This window comes from Prolixibacter denitrificans (genome assembly GCF_003014495.1).
Lineage (GTDB): Bacteria > Bacteroidota > Bacteroidia > Bacteroidales > Prolixibacteraceae > Prolixibacter > Prolixibacter denitrificans.
Map to the genome: position 1 here is coordinate 109,079 of NZ_PYGC01000001.1, position 20,984 is coordinate 130,062.

A 20,984-nucleotide genomic window follows, 5' to 3' on the forward strand; every position below is an offset into this window, starting at 1 on the left:
TTATGAGCAAAATCAAATCGTTAGAAGAGCTGCGTAAGTTACGTGAAGAGGTGCAAACCCGGATGAAACTTCGCGAAAACAGCGACAAATCAGATGACCTGGTGCGCATCAAGGTGGCCATGGCGACCTGCGGAATCGCTTCGGGAGCCCGCGAAACCATGCGTGTGCTGATTGAGCAACTCGATCAACGTGGAGTCGATGCTGTCGTTACGCAAACCGGATGTATGGGCTATTGCTATGCCGAACCCACAGTGGAAGTTACCCTTCCGGGGAAAGAACCCATTGTGTTTGGCGAAGTGAAAGAAGAACGTGCCCGGGAAATTATCGACAAGTATGTCGTGAATCAGGAATTAATCGACGGTATTATTCCAGTCAATCATCAATCAATTTAAACGTTTAATCGCTTTTCCAAAAACCTTGTTATGACAGATTACAGAATGAACATCCTGGTATGTGGCGGAACAGGCTGCCGCTCATCCGAAGGTGCCACCCTTTACGATGAGTTGGTCTCGCTTCTCGCGGATAAAGGCCTCGAAAAAGAAATCCAGGTCGTTTCCACCGGTTGTTTCGGATTTTGTGAAAAAGGCCCGGTGGTGAAAATACTTCCCGACAATACTTTCTATGTTCAGGTACAGGCTGCCGACGCCCGGGAAATTATCGAGGAGCACATCATCAAAGGACGGAAAGTAGAGCATCTGCTTTACACTGCCCCCGAAACCGGGAAAAAGGTATCCGATTCCAAGCACATGGATTTCTATAAAAAGCAGGTTCGAATCGCCCTTCGGAACTGTGGCTTCATCAACCCGGAAAACATCGACGAGTACGTTGCCCGCGAAGGCTACGCCGCCATGGCCAAATGCCTTGGCGAAATGACTCCCGAACAGGTAATCAAGGAGATCAAGAAAGCTGGCTTGCGCGGACGCGGTGGTGCCGGTTTTCCTACCGGGACGAAATGGGAGTTGACCCGTAAAAGTGAGGCAGACCAGAAATACGTGGTTTGTAACGCCGACGAAGGTGACCCGGGAGCTTTCATGGACCGCTCTATCCTGGAAGGTGACCCGCACTCAGTTATCGAAGCAATGTCCATTTGTGGCTACTGCATTGGCGCCGACAAAGGATTGGTATACATCCGGGCTGAATATCCACTGGCCATCAAACGCCTGAAGATTGCCCTGGAACAGGCACGCAACTACGGCCTTCTCGGAGAGAATGTCCTGGATACCGGTTTCAATTTTGATATTGAACTTCGTTACGGAGCCGGAGCATTCGTATGTGGTGAGGAAACCGCTCTCATCCACTCCATGGAAGGAAAACGAGGCGAGCCAACTTTCAAACCACCGTTCCCGGCTGAAAAAGGATATCTCGGCAAACCGACCAATGTGAACAACGTAGAAACCTACGCCAACATACCTCCCATTATCAACAAAGGTTCCAAATGGTTCAGCGGCATCGGTACCGAAAAATCCAAAGGAACCAAGGTTTTCGCCTTAGCAGGAAAAATCAACAATGTTGGGTTGATTGAGGTCCCGATGGGAACAACCCTTCGTGAAGTGATTTACGACATTGGTGGTGGTATCAAAGGTGGGAAAGAGTTCAAGGCAGTACAAACCGGAGGTCCTTCGGGCGGCTGCCTGACCAAAAACTTCCTCGATACGCCTATCGACTACGAAAGTCTGACTGAAGCAGGCTCAATGATGGGTTCCGGTGGTATGATTGTGATGGACGAAGATGATTGTATGGTTTCCATCGCCAAATTCTACCTCGAATTTACGCTTGACGAATCGTGCGGAAAATGTAATCCGTGTCGTATCGGAAACAAACGGTTGTGGGAAATTCTGGATAAAATTTCCAAAGGAAATGGAACGAAGGAAGACCTGAACCGATTGAAACTCCTCAGTAATGTGGTGAAAGACGCGTCACTTTGCGGACTGGGACAAACCTCTCCCAACCCGATTTTGTCAACCATGGACAACTTCTGGGACGAGTACCTGGCCCACGTCGAAGACAAGCGCTGCCCTGCCGGCCAATGCAAGGCCATGATGCAATACGTTATCGATCCTAACAAATGTACCGGTTGTACACTTTGTTCGCGCATCTGTCCTGTTGCCGCTATTGAAGGCGAACGCAAGAAGCCGCATGAAATCGATCCGGAAAAATGCATCAAGTGCGGTGCCTGTATGGAGAAATGTAAATTCGAAGCCATCTCAGTGGCCTGATTGACCAATCCGTAAATCATCTGAAAAATGAAAATGGTAACATTAACCATCGATAATAAAACCGTTGAAGTTCCTAAAGGAACAACTGTTTTAGAGGCAGCAGCCAAAGTGGGCGTCGAAATTCCCACGCTCTGCCACATGAAACTGGACAACCTGGAAATTGAAAATAAACCCGGTGGCTGTCGTGTGTGTCTCGTCGAAATACAGGGCAGGAAAAACCTCGCACCTTCGTGTGTAACTGAGGCAACCGACGGAATGATTGTCAAATCATCCTCTATTCGCGTAATGAATACCCGCCGGACCATTGTCGAACTGATTCTAAGCGATCACCCGGCCGAATGTCTGACGTGTGCCAAATCGGGCAACTGCGATTTGCAGAGCCTGGCCATTAAAATGGGTATCCGGGAACTGCATTTCTCCGGAGAAAAATCGGTACACCGCGAGGACAAGTCTCCGGCCATTATCCGCGATATGGATAAGTGTATCATGTGTCGCCGCTGCGAAACCATGTGTAACGAAGTACAAACCGTTGGTGTGCTTTCAGCTGTCAACCGTGGATTTAACTCTGTGGTATCTCCGGCTTTTGAACAGGACTTGCAGGACTCGGCTTGTACTTATTGTGGACAGTGTGTCGCTGTTTGCCCCGTCGGTGCGCTTACCGAGCGTGACCAAACCGGAGCCGTTATCAGAGCTTTGTCCAATCCCGATAAAACCGTCGTAGTTCAAACCGCACCTGCTGTGCGCGCTGCATTGGGCGAAGAATTCGGCCAAGAGGCTGGTACGCTCGTAACCGGAAAAATGGCCGCTGCGCTGCGTCGTTTGGGCTTCGATTATGTTTTCGATACCGATTTTGCTGCCGACCTCACCATCATGGAGGAAGGAACGGAGTTGCTCGACCGGTTAACCCGTCACCTCAACGGCGATTCTACCGTGAAGCTTCCTATCCTGACGTCTTGTTGTCCGGCCTGGGTAAAATTCATCGAGCACAACTTCCCATCATTGCTCGACGTACCGTCATCAGCCAAATCCCCACAACAGATGTTTGGTGCCGTAGCGAAGAATTACTTTGCTGAGAAACTGAATGTCGACCGGAAAAAACTGGTCGTTGTGTCTATTATGCCATGTGTGGCCAAGAAGTACGAGCGTGGCCGCGATGAATTCGCAGTGGATGGTAACTCTGATGTAGATTTTGTACTCACAACCCGTGAGCTTTCACACCTGATCAAGCTGGCCAACATCGATTTCCACACACTTCCTGATGAAGAATTCGATCAGCCAATGGGTATGTCAACGGGAGCTTCCGTCATTTTCGGAACAACCGGTGGTGTAATCGAAGCGGCTGTTCGTACGGCATATGAGCTTTATACCAAGAAACCACTTCCGAAAGTAGAATTTGAGGAATTGCGCGGTATGGAAGGTCTACGTCATGCCACCATCGATTTTGGTGGATTGCCATTGCATATTGGCATTGCGCATGGTTTGGGGAATGCCCGTAAACTGCTTGAAGAAATCGCTGCCGGAAGAAGTCAGTTCCATGCTATCGAGATCATGTCGTGTCCCGGCGGTTGTATCGGTGGTGGAGGACAACCATTCCATCATGGAAAATCGGACATCCTGAAAAAACGCCAGCAGGCCATTTACCAGGAAGACCGGAATAAACCGATTCGCAAATCGCATGAGAACCCGTTCATCTACCAGTTGTACGAAGAGTATCTCGGTGAACCGATGAGTGAAAAAGCGCATCACCTGCTACATACCAAATATTTCGACCGCTCCACCGTGTTTGAACAGGACGGTAATGCTTCTGAAACTGACGATAAAAAATAATTTATCATGGAAATAACCAGAGATTTGAAAAACCATAAAGTGCAGTTGTCGGAAAATGCAATTGCATTGGTCAAAAAAATATGTCGCCGTTTCAATTACCAGGAAGGCGAACTCATCAACATCCTTCACGCCGTGCAAAGCCAGTTTGGTTACCTGCCTGCAGAAATCCAGGAGCTGATCGCCAAAGAGCTGGACATTTCAGTGGCCAAGGTGTATGGTGTTGTAACGTTCTACTCGTTCTTTACCATGAAACCGAAAGGCAAATACCCGATTTCGCTTTGTATGGGTACCGCTTGTTACGTAAGGGGTGCTGAAAATATCCTGAACGAAATCAAACGGCAGCTTAACATTGATGAAGGAGAAACTACTCCGGACGGGCTGTTTTCGCTCTCCAGTTTGCGCTGCGTTGGTGCCTGCGGACTTGCTCCGGTACTATTGGTTGGTGAAAAGGTGTACGGACGTGTGGCTCAGGCAGATGTACGAAAAATCATTTCGGAATACAAAGCCGGTTGCCTGACACATCCGACAAAAGAGTAAATACACATATGTTAAGGTCTGTATATCAGACAGAACGGGTCTATTTAGACCCGTTTTTTTTTATGATTTTTGCTATATATTTCTTTAACTTTTCACTATTTTAAGGATATTACAATTTGTTTTAACTCTTATTTCATACCAGTTTTTAAAATATGACTTTTACACATATAGCATTTCATCCGAATTCTATATAAATTCGAAAAGAACGTAGATGATTCAGGAGAGAGAGCCCTTATCGCAGACATCATTTTTTCTTCACTATAAATCATCAAACTATGGATCCAATCCAATCCTTAATTAAAGAGCTGGCGGTGAAACACGGCCGCAAGCGCGAAAGTCTGCTACCTGTACTTCAAGGAGTTGTAGAACAGGAACGTTACCTTTCGGAACATTCCATGATTGAGATCGCGCGGGAACTTGACCTGCCGGCAGCGGAAGTCTATGGAACAGCCACTTTTTATTCTTTCCTCGAACACCGGAAAATGGGCCGTTTCATCATCAGGATTTGCAAAACAATTTCCTGCTCGATGAAAGGGAAAAACCAGGTGCTTCTGGCCATTCAGGATATGCTCAAAATATCGACAGGTGAAACCACACCTGACGGCCGATTCTCCCTGGTTGAAACTAACTGCCTCGGACTTTGTCACAAAGCCCCGGCCATGCTGATCAACGAGGAAGTGTATACCGACCTGACTCCGGAAAAAGTCCGTGAGATTCTGTCGGATTACATGAAGAAGTAACTTTTTCAAACCAAACCAAAAAATCAATCCAAATGGCTGAATCATATCATCTGTTGAAACGAGCCGATTTCATTTTCCGGAATGAAAATGACTGGGAAGAAATTCTCACCAAAACCATTAAGCGCACACCTCAGGACATCATCAATGAGCTGATTAGTTCGGAACTGAAGGGACGTGGCGGCGCTGGTTTTCCAACCGGTTTAAAATGGAAAATTACAGCTGAAGCCAAATCAGCTGAAAAATATGTCATCTGTAACGCCGATGAAGGAGAACCGGGAACCTTTAAAGACCGGGAAATACTCTCCAGGGTGCCCTACAAAGTGCTGACGGCAATGGCTGTTTGCGGACACATTATCGGTGCCAAGAAAGGCATCATTTACCTTCGCGGTGAATATCACTCGCTGAAAGAGTCACTGGAAAAAACCATTTCCGAATTTGAGTATTACTGCAAGAAAATCAAACTCGAGTTTTCTGTTGATGTATTCATGGGAAGTGGCGCCTACATTTGCGGAGAAGAAACCGCCTTGTTCGAATCACTCGAAGGGCATCGCGGGGAACCACGAAATAAGCCTCCCTACCCGACCATCAAAGGGTATATGGACAAGCCGACCGTTATCAACAATGTTGAGACGCTCGCTCATACCTTTACCATCTTTAAATACGGCGCCAAGAAGTTCTACGATTTGGGCGTTCAATTCTCACGCGGGACCAAACTATTCTCTGTTTCAGGCGATACTCCCAAACCGGGCATCTACGAGCTGGAGCTCGGAATGAGCCTTCAGGACTTCGTCAACGAATTCGGTGATGGCGATACCAAAGCAGTTCAGGTCGGTGGAGCTTCCGGATTTTTGGTACCCCGAAAAAAATTCCAGGAAACCGCTATCGGTTACCAGGGTAAACTGACGGGAATTTCCCTTCCGACCGGAGGATCGATGATGATCTACAATAGTTCACGATCCATGTTTAATGTGTTGGACAATTACCTTGAATTTTTCCGCGAAGAATCGTGCGGACAGTGTACGCCTTGCCGCGTAGGTTGTCAGCAACTCCTTATCGGGATTAAAGCAGTGAAACGCGGAGAGCGCCCGGCACAATACCTCGACAAATTGCTGAAGCTGACGGAAACGATGCAGTTGACAGCCAAATGTGGATTAGGGCAGTCAGTCGCTAACTCGTTTGCATCTATTGTCGAGAACTTCCGGGAAGAGATGATCTACTAATCGTGAACCAATCAAACCGTATATCATGACTCAAAAAGTTCAAATAAATATCAATGGTTTCCCGGTAACAGTAAAACCCGGAACCACCATTTTGGAGGCTGCACGGAAAGCAAATGTCACCATTCCTACCTTGTGCTACCATAAAGACTTATGTGTGGCAGGTAACTGCCGTGTTTGCGTGGTAGAAGTGGCCGGTCAGAAACGTCTGTCAGCAGCCTGTGCCACCCCTTGTGAAGATGGGATGGATATTCTGACCAATAGTCTGAAAGTAAGGAATTCCAGAAAACACATCATCGAGCTCCTGCTTTCGGAACACAACGCCGATTGTACCAAGTGTTACAAAAATGGCAAATGCGAGCTGCAATCACTGGCATCGGAATACAAGATCATGACGCAGGATTTCATCGAACTCCTGCCGTGGAAGAACTACACCATCGACATGATCTCGCCCAGTATCATCAAAGACGACAGCAAATGTATCCGTTGTCAGCGCTGTGTACGGACCTGTGCAGAGCTTCAGGGCGTAAATGCATTGACCGTTGCTTACAAAGGCGATCATATGAAAATCTCTACGTTCTTCGAAAAACCAATGAACGATGTGGTTTGTACCAACTGCGGACAGTGTGTGAACCGTTGTCCTACCGGTGCCCTGGTTGAAAAGAACTACGTGGAAGAAGTTTGGGATGCCATTTCTGATCCTAAAAAGCATGTGGTTGTTCAAACTGCTCCGGCTGTTCGCGTGGGACTGGGAGAAGACCTCGGATTCGAACCGGGAAGTCGCGTAACCGGAAAAATGGTCGCCGCACTGAAACGCTTAGGTTTCGATTCGGTACTGGATACCGATTTTACCGCCGACCTAACCATCATGGAAGAAGGTACCGAGCTGCTTACCCGACTGAAGAAAGCGCTTGTGGATAATGATAAGGAAGTGAAACTTCCGATGGCTACTTCGTGTTCTCCGGGATGGATCAAGTACATCGAGCACATGTATCCCGAGTATTTGCCCAACCTTTCTACCTGTAAGTCGCCTCAACAGATGTTCGGAGCATTGGCTAAAACCTATTATGCCAAAGCACGCAATCTAGATCCGGACAAAATCGTTTCGGTTTCCATCATGCCGTGTACAGCCAAGAAATTCGAAGCTGCCCGTTCGGAAATGCACGACAGCGGCTACCGCGATGTGGATTATGTCCTCACTACCCGTGAGCTTTCCATCATGATCAAACAGGCCGGTATCGATTTCATGCAGCTGGAAGATTTGGAATTCGACCGGTTAATGGGAGAATCAACCGGTGCCAGCGTCATCTTTGGTGTAACCGGTGGTGTTATGGAAGCAGCACTGCGCACCGCTTACGAACTGGTTACCGGACGGCCGGTACCGTTCGAAAACCTGAACATTACGCCCGTCCGGGGTATGGAAGGCGTCAGAGAAGCCAGCGTTAAAATTGAGAAACCGTTGAAAGAATGGAAATTCCTCGATGGTGTTGAACTGCGCTGTGCTATCGCTCATGGTCTCATTAATGCAAAAACCGTAATGGATGCTGTAAAAGCAGGAAAAGCCAATTTCCACTTCCTGGAAGTGATGGCCTGTCCGGGCGGTTGCCTCGGCGGCGGTGGCCAGCCCATACCAACCAACTCTGAGATCAGGGAAAAACGCGCCAAAGCCATTTATGCAGAAGACTCAGGCAAACCGATCAGGAAATCGCACGAAAATCCGGAAGTACAAAAAATCTATAAGGATTTCCTTGGCGAACCACTTGGTGAAGTATCTCATCATCTGCTTCATACCACTTACACGCCGCGGGAGCGTTTCTAATCTCGTGTCATTGATTTAACATCTAAAACCCTGGTTGTCGTCCGACCAGGGTTTTTACTTCTGTAAACAACCATTTCCGGATGAGTTGAAAACCTGTCAAAAATCTTATAAAGAGACCGCTTTTCGTGATTCCGGTCATGCTGTTCTCAGCGGGGAAATATATACCTTTGTCTTATAAAACCAACCAATCATGCAGTATCAGACAGCGGCAGAGTGGAAGAAAGAAGTTATTGTCAGGGACGAGATTGATAAGTACCTGATTGACGGGAAAGATTTTATTGATGAGGAAAAAATTCATACACAAATCGCGAATGGCAAAAATCCTGATCCGGAATACATCCGGCAGATTTTGCAGAAATCACTCTCGATAAAAACACTCGCCCCGGAGGAAACTGCCGCCCTCCTTAATGTCGAATCGCCCGAGTTATGGGACGAAATCAATGAAGCAGCGCTCCTGGTAAAGAAAAAAGTTTACGATAACCGCATCGTATTTTTTGCACCGCTCTATTGTTCCAACCTTTGTGTGAACAATTGCGAATATTGTGGTTTCCGGGAAGAAAACTGCGATGAAAAAAGGCGCATTCTTACCCAGGACGAAATCCGCAAAGAAACGGAATCCGTCATCGACGAAGGCCACAAACGATTAATCCTGGTCTTCGGTGAACATCCGCGTTCGGATGTCGATTACATGGTCGATACCATCAATACGGTTTATTCCGTTTACCGCGATGCTCCGGTTTCGGGCCGGGAAGCCAATATCCGCCGGGTCAATATCAATGCGGCTCCGATGAGTTCAGCCAAGCTGAAAAGATTGAAGGACGCGGGAATCGGTACGTACCAGGTTTTCCAGGAAACGTATCACCACGAAACATACAGCAAAGTACATCCGGCGAATACGCTGAAGGGCGATTACCGCTGGCGACTTTATGCGCTTCACCGAGCTATGGATGCAGGTCTCGATGATGTAGCTATCGGCGCATTATTCGGTCTCTACGACTGGCGTTTCGAGGTAATGGGATTGCTTTACCACACCATCGATTTGGAAAACCGTTTCGGTGTAGGACCGCATACCATTTCGTTCCCGAGAATTACACCGGCATCCGGTTCTTCGTTGAGCAATAACCTGCCACATCAGGTTTCGGATGAAGATTTCAAGAAACTGGTAGCTGTTTTAAGGTTATCGGTTCCGACTGCAGGGTTAATCGTTACCGCCCGCGAACAACCCGAACTGAAGAAAGAGGTTATCAACCTGGGCTGTACCCAGACCGATGCTTCCACCCGCATTGGAATCGGTGCTTATTCCGACCAGAAAACAGAAGAGGATCTGGATAAGAAGCAATTCACCATTGGTGACCCACGCGACCTGGACGATGTGATAGGCGAAGTGGCCGAAATGGGATATATTTCTTCGTTCTGCACGGCAGGTTACCGTTGTGGAAGAACCGGTGAAACCATTATGGGGATGCTCAGCCACTGCGTGGAAGGAAAGTTCTGCAAATTGAATGCGGTACTCACCTTCCGGGAATACCTGAATGATTATGCTTCGCCGAAAACCAAAGCGATAGGTGAAGAACTGATTTTAAAAGAGATTGCTGAAATAGAGGCAGAACCCTATTTTAGCAGTCGCCCACACCTGATGGAGAAATTCAGGGCAGAATATAAAGATATTCTGTTAGGAAAAAGAGATTTGTATCTCTGATATTTTTGAATTGACATTATAATCTGATATCAGCCGCCGGACCTTGTTTCGGCGGCTTTCTTTTTTATCATGTAATGGGTAATAAACGGCCTTTTGAGCTCATTTTGCTGTCCTCTTTTTGTTATCCTTACAATCTCAAGACACTGGTTTCAAAGCTCATATCGCAGACAAAATTTTATTTTACTCAACATAAAGTCAAGATTTTATCATTGATTAATGTAAATTTGTTAGAAGTACATTATCAACTAAAAATTATGAACAAAGGAACAGTTAAGTTCTTTAACAGGACCAAAGGCTTTGGTTTTATTAAAGACGCAGAATCAGACAATGAGTATTTTGTCCATGTAACCGGATTGATCGACGAAATACAAGAAAACGATGAAGTTACTTTCGAACTGAAAGAAGGTAAAAAAGGTTTGAATGCGGTAAATGTTAAACTACTATAGTTTATTTCATTTCAGAACAACTTCAATGCCCCTGCTCAAAAAGCGGGGCTTTCTTTTGTAAAAAACAGCCCCTCTTTCACAAAAATGGGCCATTCTGTTTCAGACTAACTTTGCTGTTACGGCAAAACTACAAACCTATTTTCCGCATATGTTTTTGTATCCTCCTGAGAGAAATCGCTCCGAAACAACAACAACAACAACAACAACAACAACAACAACAACAACAACAACAACAACAACAACAACAACAACAACAACTACTACTACTACTACTACTACTACTACTACTACTACAATCAAAACGACATAAAATTCCCTCTCGAATTAATCACAAGTCTGACCTGCCCGTATAGTAAACGGGCAAGCCGGACCCGTTTCAATCTGAACCTTCACTTCGCCTTTTTATGATGTAAGGTTGTGAAAACCTGAAAAACGAACATCGATGCAGCTATAATTCCCACCAATAAGGCAATCCTGCAATATGTGCCACAGAAATAATCATACCCTGCTCCACACATTGATGAAATGCATCCAATCAGGACCATTGCTACATAATAAACGAAGGCCAAAGTCCCCAATCCAAATAATATGGTTAGCAGTTTGTTCATAAACTTTGTTCTTATTATAAATTTATGACCTTACGTTTAATGATACAGCATTGACTTTGTGAGAGTTCTCCCGTAACTTTGTGAAATATTTCACAGCTTATGCGAAAGTCCGCCTTCTCTACCCAATTATTACGCAACTGCACTCTTTGCAGTGAAAAGTCTTGTGCCGCCATGGCCTTGGGGGAAGATGAACTACAGCTTCTGGAAGAGAATTGCAGTGAAGGCATCTTCCGAAAAGGCGAAGAGATTCTTTCAGAAGGTTCGCTTACTTCCCACATCATTTACCTGCAAACCGGTTTAGTGAAAGAATACATAAAAAGCGGCGATCAGCCGGAATGCATTGTCCAGATTATACAAAATCACGCTTATCTTGGGTTACCATCTCTATTTGGCGACCGTGTAAACCATTATTCTTATGCAGCGTTGACTGATGTGGCCGTTTGCTTTATCGACGTAGCTATTTTCAAACAATTTATCCTCGACAACGGAAAATTTGCTTTCGAAATACTCTCGACGGTGAGCCGGGACAGCCTAACCAATTACCATCGCTTCATCAGTCAGGGACAGAAAAAAATCTACGGGAAATTGGCCGATACTTTGCTCTATTTCTCAAAAGCCATATTCCGCTCCAATCGCTTTCGACTTCCACTAAACCGAAATGAAATTTCCTACCTTATCGGTACCAGTCGGGAGAGTGTTTCCAAACAATTGAACAGTTTCGTTCGCGACGGCATCATCAGTCTTCGCCGAAGAGAAATTATTATAAACGAGCCGGAAAAACTGGAACAAATCAGCCGATTAGGATAGTCGTCCCCGTCCTCACTTCTTTGTAATCATTCTGCTTTAATGTATCTTATGCAGGAATTTCAATATGACAGACCTGAGTGACATTTCGTATAAGTCTCAACCACATTAATTTGCACAAATGAAAAGAAGAAGCTTTTTCAAAACAGCTGCCATTGGCGGGGCAGCGTTCACACTTTCTCCATTGGCTGCCTGCGATCAAAAAAACAACCAGGTAGCGGCATCAAAAGCCGATTACACTCAGTTCGATCTGAACGAAGTTACCGTAGCGCAACTCCAGCAGAAAATGAAAAGCGGAGAACTCACGGCCGAACAATTGACGAACAAGTATCTGAAACGAATCAAAGAAGTCGACCAAAGTGGCCCGACACTTCGCACCGTTATTGAATTGAATCCGGATGCTGTTGCCATTGCACGGAAAATGGATGAAGAGCGGAAAGCCGGAAAATTGAGAGGCCCGTTACATGGTATCCCGATTCTGATTAAAGACAACATCGATACCGGTGATAAAATGCAAACAACGGCCGGTTCGTTGGCCTTGGAAGGCAATCGTCCCCAAAACGACGCGTTCATTGTTTCGAAGCTTCGTGAAGCCGGTGCTGTATTGTTGGGAAAAACCAACCTAAGTGAATGGGCCAACTTCCGTTCAAATCACTCATCAAGTGGATGGAGTGGACGCGGCGGACAAACTTGTAACCCTTACGTGACCGACCGTTCTCCCTGTGGTTCCAGTTCCGGTTCCGGTGCAGGGGTTTCGGCTAACTTTAGTGCCATCGCCATCGGAACCGAAACGGATGGTTCCATCGTCTGTCCTTCCGGGATAAATGGTGTGGTAGGTATCAAGCCAACGGTTGGTCTTTGGTCACGTCATGGTATCATTCCAATCTCGCACAGTCAGGACACGGCCGGCCCGATGGCCCGCACCGTTACCGACGCCGCGACTCTGCTGGGACCGTTAGTTGGTGACGATGCTAACGACAGAGCCACGATGAGCGCTTCCAAATGGAAAGGAACCGATTACACCCAATTTCTTGATAAGAATGGATTAAAAAGGGCAAGAATCGGTATTGTAAAAGATTATTTCGGTTTTAACGCCGATGTGGATGCACTCATGAAACAGGCCATGGATGCCATGAAGAAGCAGGGTGCCGAACTGGTCGAATTGGAACCTATGAAAGATCACGATCAGTGGTCGAAGGCCGAATGGACCGTTCTGGTGTATGAGTTCAAAAACGACCTGAACAAATACCTGGCTGAACATCCGGAAGCTCCGAGGAAAAATCTGAAAGAGCTGATTGAATTCAATAAGCAAAATAGCAGTAAAGAGCTGCAGTGGTTTGACCAGAGTATCTTTATCACGGCGGAAGAGAAAACTCCTTCAGAAGAAGAATATCTGAATGCACTTAAAATGACCAAAACGCTTCCGGCAAAATACATCGACGGTGCCATGAAAGAGCACAATCTGAATGCATTGATTGCTCCGACCAACGGACCGTCGTGGACCATCGACCGGGTAAACGGCGACCATTTTGGCGGAGGAAGCTCCGATCTGGCAGCGGTTTCGGGTTACCCGAGCATTACCGTTCCTGCCGGATTTGTGCATGAGTTGCCTATCGGCTTATCCTTTATCGGAACAGCGTGGTCGGAACCACAGTTGATAAAACTGGCCTACTCTTTCGAACAGGCGACCAAATTACGGCAAGCGCCTAAGTTTATTCCGTCACTTTTAACGACACAAGCTTAGCAGTTAATTTGAATCGATAAAAAACTCCCGACCATAACGGTTCGGGAGTTTTCTGTTTTTATGAAACTTGATTTACTAATAGAGCTTCTCAGCCTGAGCAATCGATTTTACCGGACAAATGGTAAAGCTATACTGGTAGCTTTTCGCCGACAGGCGATAAGGTTTATGAGCGATTGCCTGCGCACTCCAGGTATCGTCACCACCAACGCCTAACTGCTTGTAGTCGATGTGTACCGTATAAAAATCACGGACTGGTACCTCATCAATGTGTTTGGCCTGCTCCAAATCGGCTGCAGTATAAGGCCATACACTGAAATCAACTTTTGGTTCGCCACGGACCATCAAACCACCGTTTTTCCCGGCAAGGGCAAACCAGCGAACATCGCTCCGGTTACCGTTCTCCTGAGGACGAACGTATTTGTACTGCAAATCGCTGGTCGGCGTTTGATACAATGCCAGCTTGGCGCCCGATTTCCTGTCCCAGTAATTCTCCCACGGACCTTTTCCGTAATAAGCCGTTTCAGTCAATGTCGCCGGAACTTCCATAGTAAAACCGAAGCGTGGCAAATCCGGAGCATTATCTCCTTTGATAATCTCGGCTGATACCTGCAATGTTCCATCGCTTTCGGCAGAATAATGCACTTTCAGTGTCGATGCGTCAACAGGTAATGTGTAAGTACAAACAACGCCTGATTGATTATCGTCGATTTTGGCTGACTGGAAAATCATATTGGCAACAGCCTCTTTCCAAACCCGCATATCGCGGAAGATATGATTGCCTCCTGCCTCGTCATTGTCCGTAGGCACTCGCCAGAAATTCGGTTTCAGTGGACTGACGAACTGTTCTTTGCCGTCCACTTTATAGGATGAAATTTCGCCTTTCTGTTTGTTCATGACTACCGTGAAATTTCTTCCTGATAAGGTGATATCGTTGCCGGTTTCAGTTGCAGTTACCTTGCCAAGAACTACCGCCGCCGGTTTCACTTTATGTCCCGGAAGAATGAACTCATTCCAGGCGATCTCGAATCCGGAATCTGCCCATGAATTCTTCTTCGCCAATTCCCAACTGAGGTTCAATACGTACTCAGCATCTTTTTTTAGCTTGGCTTGATCAACGGGAACGTGAAAACGGGCATTTTCTCCTGGGGCACAAGCTGGTGTTGGTACAACACCGTGCTGCACTTCCACACCATTTTCCAGTAACGACCAATTGAGCGTATAAGGTTCCAAACCGGTAAAATCCTGCCGGTTCACTACCGTGAAATCAAGATTATTCAAATCAACCGGACTAACACTAATGGGCTGGAATACGTGCTTGCATTCCCACAAAGCCGGTTTCGCCGTGCGGTCGGGTGCGACAATTCCGTTGATACAGAAATTGCCATCGTTGGGCTTGTCGCCGAAATCACCACCATAAGCCCAGTACGGTTTTCCGTTTTTGTCTTTTTCCAGAATTCCTTGATCAATCCAATCCCAGATGAAGCCACCCATCAGGTTGGGATGCGAGCGAATAACTTCCCAGTATTTTTTCAAATCGCCGGTGGAGTTACCCATAGAGTGCGCATATTCACACATGACAATCGGGCGATGAATCCACGGACTCTCAGCCAGTTCTTCCAGCACCGTTGGCGACGGATACATCCTGCTGATAACATCTACCCACTGCCGATCTGTTGGATTGGCGTCATAGGGCTTTTTCCAATATTCTTTGCTGGTAATTGGGATATAATCCGGACTCGTTGGATCGCCCTGTGCCCCTTCGTAGTGAATTAACCGGGTCGGGTCGTAACTGCGAATCCAACCTGCCATTGCCGCATGGTTGGGGCCGACTCCCGACTCGTTTCCGAGGGACCAGCCGATTATAGCCGGATGGTTCTTATCCCGTTTCACCATGCGCACCGCCCTGTCAACAAATGCGTAGGTCCAGGCCGTATTATTCGTGAAATAACCGGTCAGGCCATGTGTTTCGAGATCACTTTCATCGAGCACGTATATACCGTACTTGTCACACATATCGTAGAAATACGGATCGTTCGGATAATGCGAAGTACGAACGGCATTCAGGTTAAACCGTTTCATCAGGAGAACATCATCCAGCATCTCTTTCCGGGTAACTGCTTTTCCATTTACTTCGCTGTGGTCGTGACGATTCACTCCATATAGCTTCACCGGACGGCCATTCACTTTGAATACGCCGTGGTTCCACTCTATTTTCCGGAAACCAACATGGGTACTGGTTGCATCCACCACATTTCCGCCGGCATCCTTTACGGTAACCACCAACGTGTAGAGATACGGATTTTCAGCCGACCATTTCATCGGATTGGTAATATGCGCTTTCAACAATGCAAATGGTACGTTATCGCGCTGCGGCAGCCGCTCGTGGATAATATGATTGACCGATATGCTCATGGTATCGGTTTTCACTTCTGTTCCCTGTTCATCGTACAATTGGGCATTGAACGTCCAGCCTTTCGTGTTTGTGTCATCCATGACTTTGACGCGAGGCCGGACTTGCAGCTCAGCATCTTTATAAGCTGCATCTAAATCCGTGCGAACCGCAAGATCGTATATATTCACTTTCGGTTGCGCTACGAGGTATACTTCCCGGTGAATACCACTCATCCGCCAGTGATCCTGATCTTCCAGGTAACTTCCGTCGCTCCAACGGTACACCTGAGCCGCCACACGGTTCTTTCCGGGTACGAGGTAGTCAGTAATATCGAACTCTGCCGGGAGTCGGCTTCCCTGACTGTAACCCACTTTCTGCCCGTTGATCCACACATACATAGCCGACGAAACGCCGCCAAAATGTAAAATCACTTCCCGGTTCTTCCAATTACCGGGAATATTGAAGTCGCGAATGTATGAGCCCACCGGATCGTCGCGCAAAATGTATGGCGGCTTCGCCGGGAACGGATAGGTAATGTTGGTATAAATCGGGGTACCATATCCTTTCATTTCCCAACTCGATGGCACCGAAATATTGTCCCACCCGGAAGCGTCAAATCCTTTTTGGGCAAAATCGGTGGTGGCATCTTGTGCTTTGGGAACAAAGTTAAATTTCCATGTTCCGTTCAACGATTGGTACCAGGGACTCTGTTCCCTGTCGAGTGTCAGGGCTGTTTGGGTATCCTGAAACGGGTAAAGCGTGGCATGCGCTTCCAGTTTGTTCCGCTCAATCATCCGCGGATTCTCCCAGTCCTTCGGATATTTTTGTCCAAAAGCTGTTAACGACAAAAGCGCTAACACAAATGCAATCAGTGACTTTTTTCTCATCATAAGTTTGGATTAACAGATCAAATTCCAGGGAGTAAAATAAGAAGTTTGGCGCACATATCCAACCAGTACCCACCAGTAGTTTTTATACTTATTTTAATGATAAAAGGGATACAACTGTCCCTCTCTTAACAAGATTAAAAAAGAGTAACATAATATTCTAATGTAATGTCTGACACTTTCAACGGCCTTAAGAAGATAGGCCATATTCGTAAATGAGGCAGTAACAAAAAATTAACCGACTAACTAGTCGTCTGATTGACGCTTCTTTCTTCTTCTATCGAGAAATATCAAGAATCCTCCCACGAGAATAGCCCGTGCAGCAATCATTTCTGAATCCATAAAACAACTTCATTTTTGTTTGCCAACAGCTTTATAAAAGGATTGTTCAGAATAGTTATCCAGCGAACTATTTCATTTTCTTCACTTTAAGCGTATAGAAAATAGTCATATCCGGCTTCACCACAGGCATCGTCTCGGTTAGCAAAGGTTTCACACAAGGCATGTTGTCATACGACCAATTATTCCCGAGGATATCCAGCGAATTCTGAGTATTTCTGGCCTCTTGGGCTTTTTCTTCAGATTCGTGATTTAGCTCCGGTAGTGATAGAACCGTCATCGGGTGTTGTCGGCTCTCCTGGTAATACGTTCCCAAATCGGTGTAATTGGGTACATCAATGCCGGTGGTGCCGAGGTTCAATGATAACTTTTCCTGAGAAAATGCAGAAGTGGTGAAAAAGCCCACAATGAAGGAAATCAGGATGATGGGTTTCATAGTTTGGTATTTTATTTTCTTATTCTATAAAATCAATTTCAACAATCTGCCCGACCATGCAGTAGCTCCCCAAATCCGTTCGCTCATGATATCGGAAACACACGACCTTATCTTCCTTCAATTCGATGTCAAAATCATTCAAATTGATTGGCTCCAGTTTGGTAGAATCCGCCAGTTGAATGATCCACCCGCACCCGTCTAATCCGGTCAGGTTTTTCAATATCCCAGTTTCAGTATCAACACAATGTATTTCATCTTCGCGCTCACAGGCAACCGGTATTAACAACATGAGCACAAAAGCCACCAGAAGTTTTAACTGAATGAAGCTCATCTTTTTCATTACAATGGGTTTAGCATCTCTAAAACAAAGATGTTGTCAACCGGGAATACGTTGCGAGCAGTATCCTATCTCCAGATTTCCTGCTAAAGTTTTTGTTTTACTTTCTCTTCATCCAGCCGATACATTCGAATCGTTTTCGTATCCCAATAACTTTTCTTCACCAGCTCCTTTAACTTGTGAAATTCTTTAGGTGGAAACATTCCGTTTTTTGAATAAAACACTCCGTCGGAATAGTAAACCGTATGAATAACCCAATCATAGTAACTTACGAAAGCCAATATCACATGATTCGGGATAATCGCTTTCCGTCCCTTTTTGGCGAGGAATTCTCCAACCTTCACAAAGTGGTCATTCAAAATCTCCTCTATCGATTCTCTGTCAGTAGAAGAATACTTACTGAAGATATCCTGAGCATATACACTATCATTCTGGAAATACCTTTCCAAGGCATATGAATAGCAATTCTGAGCAGAGGTTTTAATAAATTTTACATACTCTTCCTGCTTTTTCTTTTGAGTCCAAAAAGCAGAATCTTTATCCGTGCTCCTAAACTCACTGAAGTCAATCTGAAGGTCCTTCTTTTGCATGGCTAATGTGATAGTATCGTTCAACCATAGCACATCAAGCCAAACGGTGTGCTCACCGGTTTTTGCAGTATCCAGAACAATACCGCTTAGATTAACTTTGTGGAGGCCTTTTGAAACAGGTTCACTGTGTGCTTTTACCACGGACACCCATAAAACGGCAACCACGATAACGAGGTAGCTAAATTTCATGTTAGTGGTAGTTTAGTTCAACGGTTAACAGCAATTGCCCCTATTATGCGGAATGATCTTATGAATTATTGGTCTGTTTATCTGAAACATGTCCACAACCAGGGCACGATTCAATATCGTTTGTCATTCACTAGCTTAATATACTAATTTATTTTTTCCAACGCCTGCTGAATATCCGATTTTAAATCCTCAATATCTTCCAGACCAACTCCCAGTCGAATCAAAGTATTCGGGATTTTAAACGAATCTTTTGTCTCGTCTGACAAATCACAGTAAATGGTAGAGGAAGGATGGATTATCATCGATTTATTGTCGCAGAAGTTAGTGCCGCGCCGGATTACCTTCAGGGCATCCATGAAATCGAAGCACTGCTTTTTGCTTTTCAGCTCAACACCGACCAGGCACCCCACCTTTGAGTTGAAATACTTTTTCGACAGTTGATAGTAGGGAGACGTCTCCAGTGACGAATATTCCACGCGTTGAACCTTTTCCTGGGCAGAAAGCCAGGAAGCCAGGTTGTGGGCATTTTCGCAAATCCGGTCAATACGTAGCGTCAGGGTTTCCAGTCCCAGCATTTGCAGCCATGCATTTTGCGGCGATAAACAACATCCCAGGTTACTGAACAGCTCTTTTCTCAGTTTCTTCTCGAAAGCTGCATTACCATACATTTGGAAATTTTCCTGTAGCTTCGGGATATATTGCCACTTATCCGACAGGTAAGTAAAAACTGCCCCGCCTATCGATGTAGCCCCTCCGGAAATGAACTTGGTGGTCGACAGAACCTCAATGTCTACGCCGTATTTATGACTTTGGAAGAGATAGGGCGTCAGCAAACTGTTATCCAGAATGAGTAACACCTTCTTCTGTTTGGCAATTTCCGAAATCCGTTCAAAATCGAAGACAATCAACTGCGGGTTGGTAATGACCTCCAGAAAGATGGCGCGCGTTTGCGCATCGATGTTCTGTTCCACTTCGGCGGGATTCTCCGGGTCGACAAATTTGACATAAATGCCCAACGACTTGAGCGTCTTTGTAAAGAAGGAATACGTATTACCAAACAGGTATTTGCTCGCCACGATGTTGTCGCCGGTGTCGCAAATGGAAAGGATGGTTGACGAGATGGCTGCCATTCCCGAACTCACACTCAGGCTGCTTTGGGCATTGGCCAGCGACTTCAGCCGAACTTCCAGCTCCCTTACCGTAGGGTTCGAAATTCGCGAATAAACGAAGGAATCACTCTCGCCCCGGAACGCACGTTCCACCGATGCTGAGTCTTCAAAATCATAAGCTGCCGTTTGAAAAACCGGCGTTTTCAAACTTCTCACATCTCCCTGGTACGAATCATTTTCATCACCGTGAATCAACCGCGTATTTAATCCCTTCATAAGTCTGTTTATTCGTTCATCAATTGCTTTTCCAAACTATTCACCTAACGGTTGAAGGGAGTTTTTGTTGGAGTTTGGAGTGATTTTCTCATAGAAATATAGATAAAATAGATGAAATGTATTCTATCTTTAAAGATGCACCAGACAACAGAGTATTTCTTATTTTAAAAAAGGGATAGCAGGTACATACTTGCTTTTCAATCCTTTTTGACTTCTTCTTATATTGAGAAAGATAAGTGCCAGGTTATAGAAGTATAAACCAACCACCACGATTCCAATTAAAGAGAAATGAAGCATAATATAAGGTAATGAATTCAACAAATTGAAATTCAGAGAAACAATGTGCCCTTTGCTCGCTATCAGCAGAATCAAATAGAGAACCAAGGTCCATGTAATTTGAAAGCTGATAAGTTTTTTGCCCGTATCATCGACGTATTTTACCTTTTCTCTTTTCAGAATCCACATAACCAGCGGAATGATGATTCCCAGGATAGGTTGGATGATAATACTGGCAGAGCTTAAATTCAGTAGTATCAGATAGCCTTTGTCTTCTATTTCGTCCCATTCAAGCAGATCGTCTGGTGTTACCCCAAGTGCTTGGGTAAGTTTTACCAGAGAATCTCCTCTTGGAATCGATTCTCCTTTCTCAATGCGTTGAATTGTTCGTAGACTTAACATCGACTCTTCCGACAACTGTTCCTGAGAAAAACCTTTTCTTTTTCTTAGATCTCTGATTTTGGTTGCTAGATTTTGATTAGTCATTTTAAAGTGA

18 protein-coding genes are annotated in these 20,984 nt (G+C 45.6%); 11 read left to right on the top strand and 7 right to left on the bottom strand.

What is annotated here, in order from left to right; genetic code table 11:
- Window positions 1-2: 2 nt before the first annotated feature.
- The 9 genes from CLV93_RS00485 (at window position 3) to CLV93_RS00525 (ending at window position 10,501) form a co-directional block, all read left to right on the top strand.
- The gene (locus CLV93_RS00485) at window positions 3-392 is read left to right on the top strand and encodes a (2Fe-2S) ferredoxin domain-containing protein (protein WP_106540213.1); all 390 of its coding nucleotides are present in this window, start codon (window positions 3-5) and stop codon (window positions 390-392) included.
- Between the two features lie 30 nt (window positions 393-422).
- Entirely contained in the window at window positions 423-2,216 is a 1,794-nt protein-coding gene (locus tag CLV93_RS00490) for an NADH-quinone oxidoreductase subunit NuoF (RefSeq protein ID WP_106540214.1), read from the top strand.
- 27 nt (window positions 2,217-2,243) lie between these two features.
- On the top strand, window positions 2,244-4,043 hold the full coding sequence (locus tag CLV93_RS00495; RefSeq protein ID WP_106540215.1) for an NADH-dependent [FeFe] hydrogenase, group A6: 1,800 nt from the start codon (window positions 2,244-2,246) through the stop codon (window positions 4,041-4,043).
- A gap of 6 nt (window positions 4,044-4,049) precedes the next feature.
- Entirely contained in the window at window positions 4,050-4,580 is a 531-nt protein-coding gene (nuoE, locus tag CLV93_RS00500) for an NADH-quinone oxidoreductase subunit NuoE (RefSeq protein WP_106540216.1), read from the top strand.
- Between the two features lie 275 nt (window positions 4,581-4,855).
- Window positions 4,856-5,320 (top strand): NADH-quinone oxidoreductase subunit NuoE family protein, encoded by a 465-nt coding sequence (locus tag CLV93_RS00505; protein WP_106540217.1) that lies wholly within the window; start codon window positions 4,856-4,858, stop codon window positions 5,318-5,320.
- Window positions 5,321-5,352: 32 nt separating this feature from the next.
- Entirely contained in the window at window positions 5,353-6,540 is a 1,188-nt protein-coding gene (locus tag CLV93_RS00510; RefSeq protein WP_106540218.1) for an NADH-ubiquinone oxidoreductase-F iron-sulfur binding region domain-containing protein, read from the top strand.
- Between the two features lie 25 nt (window positions 6,541-6,565).
- The gene (locus CLV93_RS00515) at window positions 6,566-8,356 is read left to right on the top strand and encodes an NADH-dependent [FeFe] hydrogenase, group A6 (protein ID WP_106540219.1); all 1,791 of its coding nucleotides are present in this window, start codon (window positions 6,566-6,568) and stop codon (window positions 8,354-8,356) included.
- Between the two features lie 190 nt (window positions 8,357-8,546).
- A complete protein-coding gene (hydG, locus tag CLV93_RS00520; protein WP_106540220.1) occupies window positions 8,547-10,055 on the top strand; it encodes a [FeFe] hydrogenase H-cluster radical SAM maturase HydG in 1,509 nt (502 codons plus the stop codon).
- 254 nt (window positions 10,056-10,309) lie between these two features.
- On the top strand, window positions 10,310-10,501 hold the full coding sequence (locus CLV93_RS00525; protein ID WP_106540221.1) for a cold-shock protein: 192 nt from the start codon (window positions 10,310-10,312) through the stop codon (window positions 10,499-10,501).
- Between the two features lie 135 nt (window positions 10,502-10,636).
- On the opposite strand, the gene CLV93_RS20175 is transcribed toward CLV93_RS00525, so the two are convergent.
- Window positions 10,637-10,801, bottom strand: coding sequence for a hypothetical protein (locus CLV93_RS20175; RefSeq protein WP_153637020.1), 165 nt, complete (start codon window positions 10,799-10,801; stop codon window positions 10,637-10,639).
- A 407-nt stretch (window positions 10,802-11,208) separates the two neighbouring features.
- Between CLV93_RS20175 and CLV93_RS00535 the strand changes: the two genes are divergently transcribed.
- The gene (locus tag CLV93_RS00535; protein WP_106540223.1) at window positions 11,209-11,916 is read left to right on the top strand and encodes a Crp/Fnr family transcriptional regulator; all 708 of its coding nucleotides are present in this window, start codon (window positions 11,209-11,211) and stop codon (window positions 11,914-11,916) included.
- Between the two features lie 118 nt (window positions 11,917-12,034).
- Entirely contained in the window at window positions 12,035-13,657 is a 1,623-nt protein-coding gene (locus tag CLV93_RS00540; protein WP_106540224.1) for an amidase, read from the top strand.
- Window positions 13,658-13,732: 75 nt separating this feature from the next.
- On the opposite strand, the gene lacZ is transcribed toward CLV93_RS00540, so the two are convergent.
- The 6 genes from lacZ to CLV93_RS00570 form a co-directional block, all read right to left on the bottom strand.
- Window positions 13,733-16,939, bottom strand: coding sequence for a beta-galactosidase, LacZ type (gene lacZ / locus CLV93_RS00545; RefSeq protein WP_106540225.1), 3,207 nt, complete (start codon window positions 16,937-16,939; stop codon window positions 13,733-13,735).
- A 406-nt stretch (window positions 16,940-17,345) separates the two neighbouring features.
- A complete protein-coding gene (locus CLV93_RS00550) occupies window positions 17,346-17,711 on the bottom strand; it encodes a hypothetical protein (protein WP_106540226.1) in 366 nt (121 codons plus the stop codon).
- Window positions 17,712-17,730: 19 nt separating this feature from the next.
- On the bottom strand, window positions 17,731-18,051 hold the full coding sequence (locus CLV93_RS00555) for a hypothetical protein (protein WP_106540227.1): 321 nt from the start codon (window positions 18,049-18,051) through the stop codon (window positions 17,731-17,733).
- Between the two features lie 83 nt (window positions 18,052-18,134).
- On the bottom strand, window positions 18,135-18,827 hold the full coding sequence (locus CLV93_RS00560) for a hypothetical protein (RefSeq protein ID WP_106540228.1): 693 nt from the start codon (window positions 18,825-18,827) through the stop codon (window positions 18,135-18,137).
- 143 nt (window positions 18,828-18,970) lie between these two features.
- Window positions 18,971-20,212, bottom strand: a complete 1,242-nt coding sequence (locus CLV93_RS00565) for an aminotransferase class I/II-fold pyridoxal phosphate-dependent enzyme (RefSeq protein ID WP_106540229.1) — start codon at window positions 20,210-20,212, stop codon at window positions 18,971-18,973.
- A 159-nt stretch (window positions 20,213-20,371) separates the two neighbouring features.
- Entirely contained in the window at window positions 20,372-20,974 is a 603-nt protein-coding gene (locus CLV93_RS00570; RefSeq protein ID WP_106540230.1) for a helix-turn-helix domain-containing protein, read from the bottom strand.
- Between the last annotated feature and the right edge of the window lie 10 nt (window positions 20,975-20,984).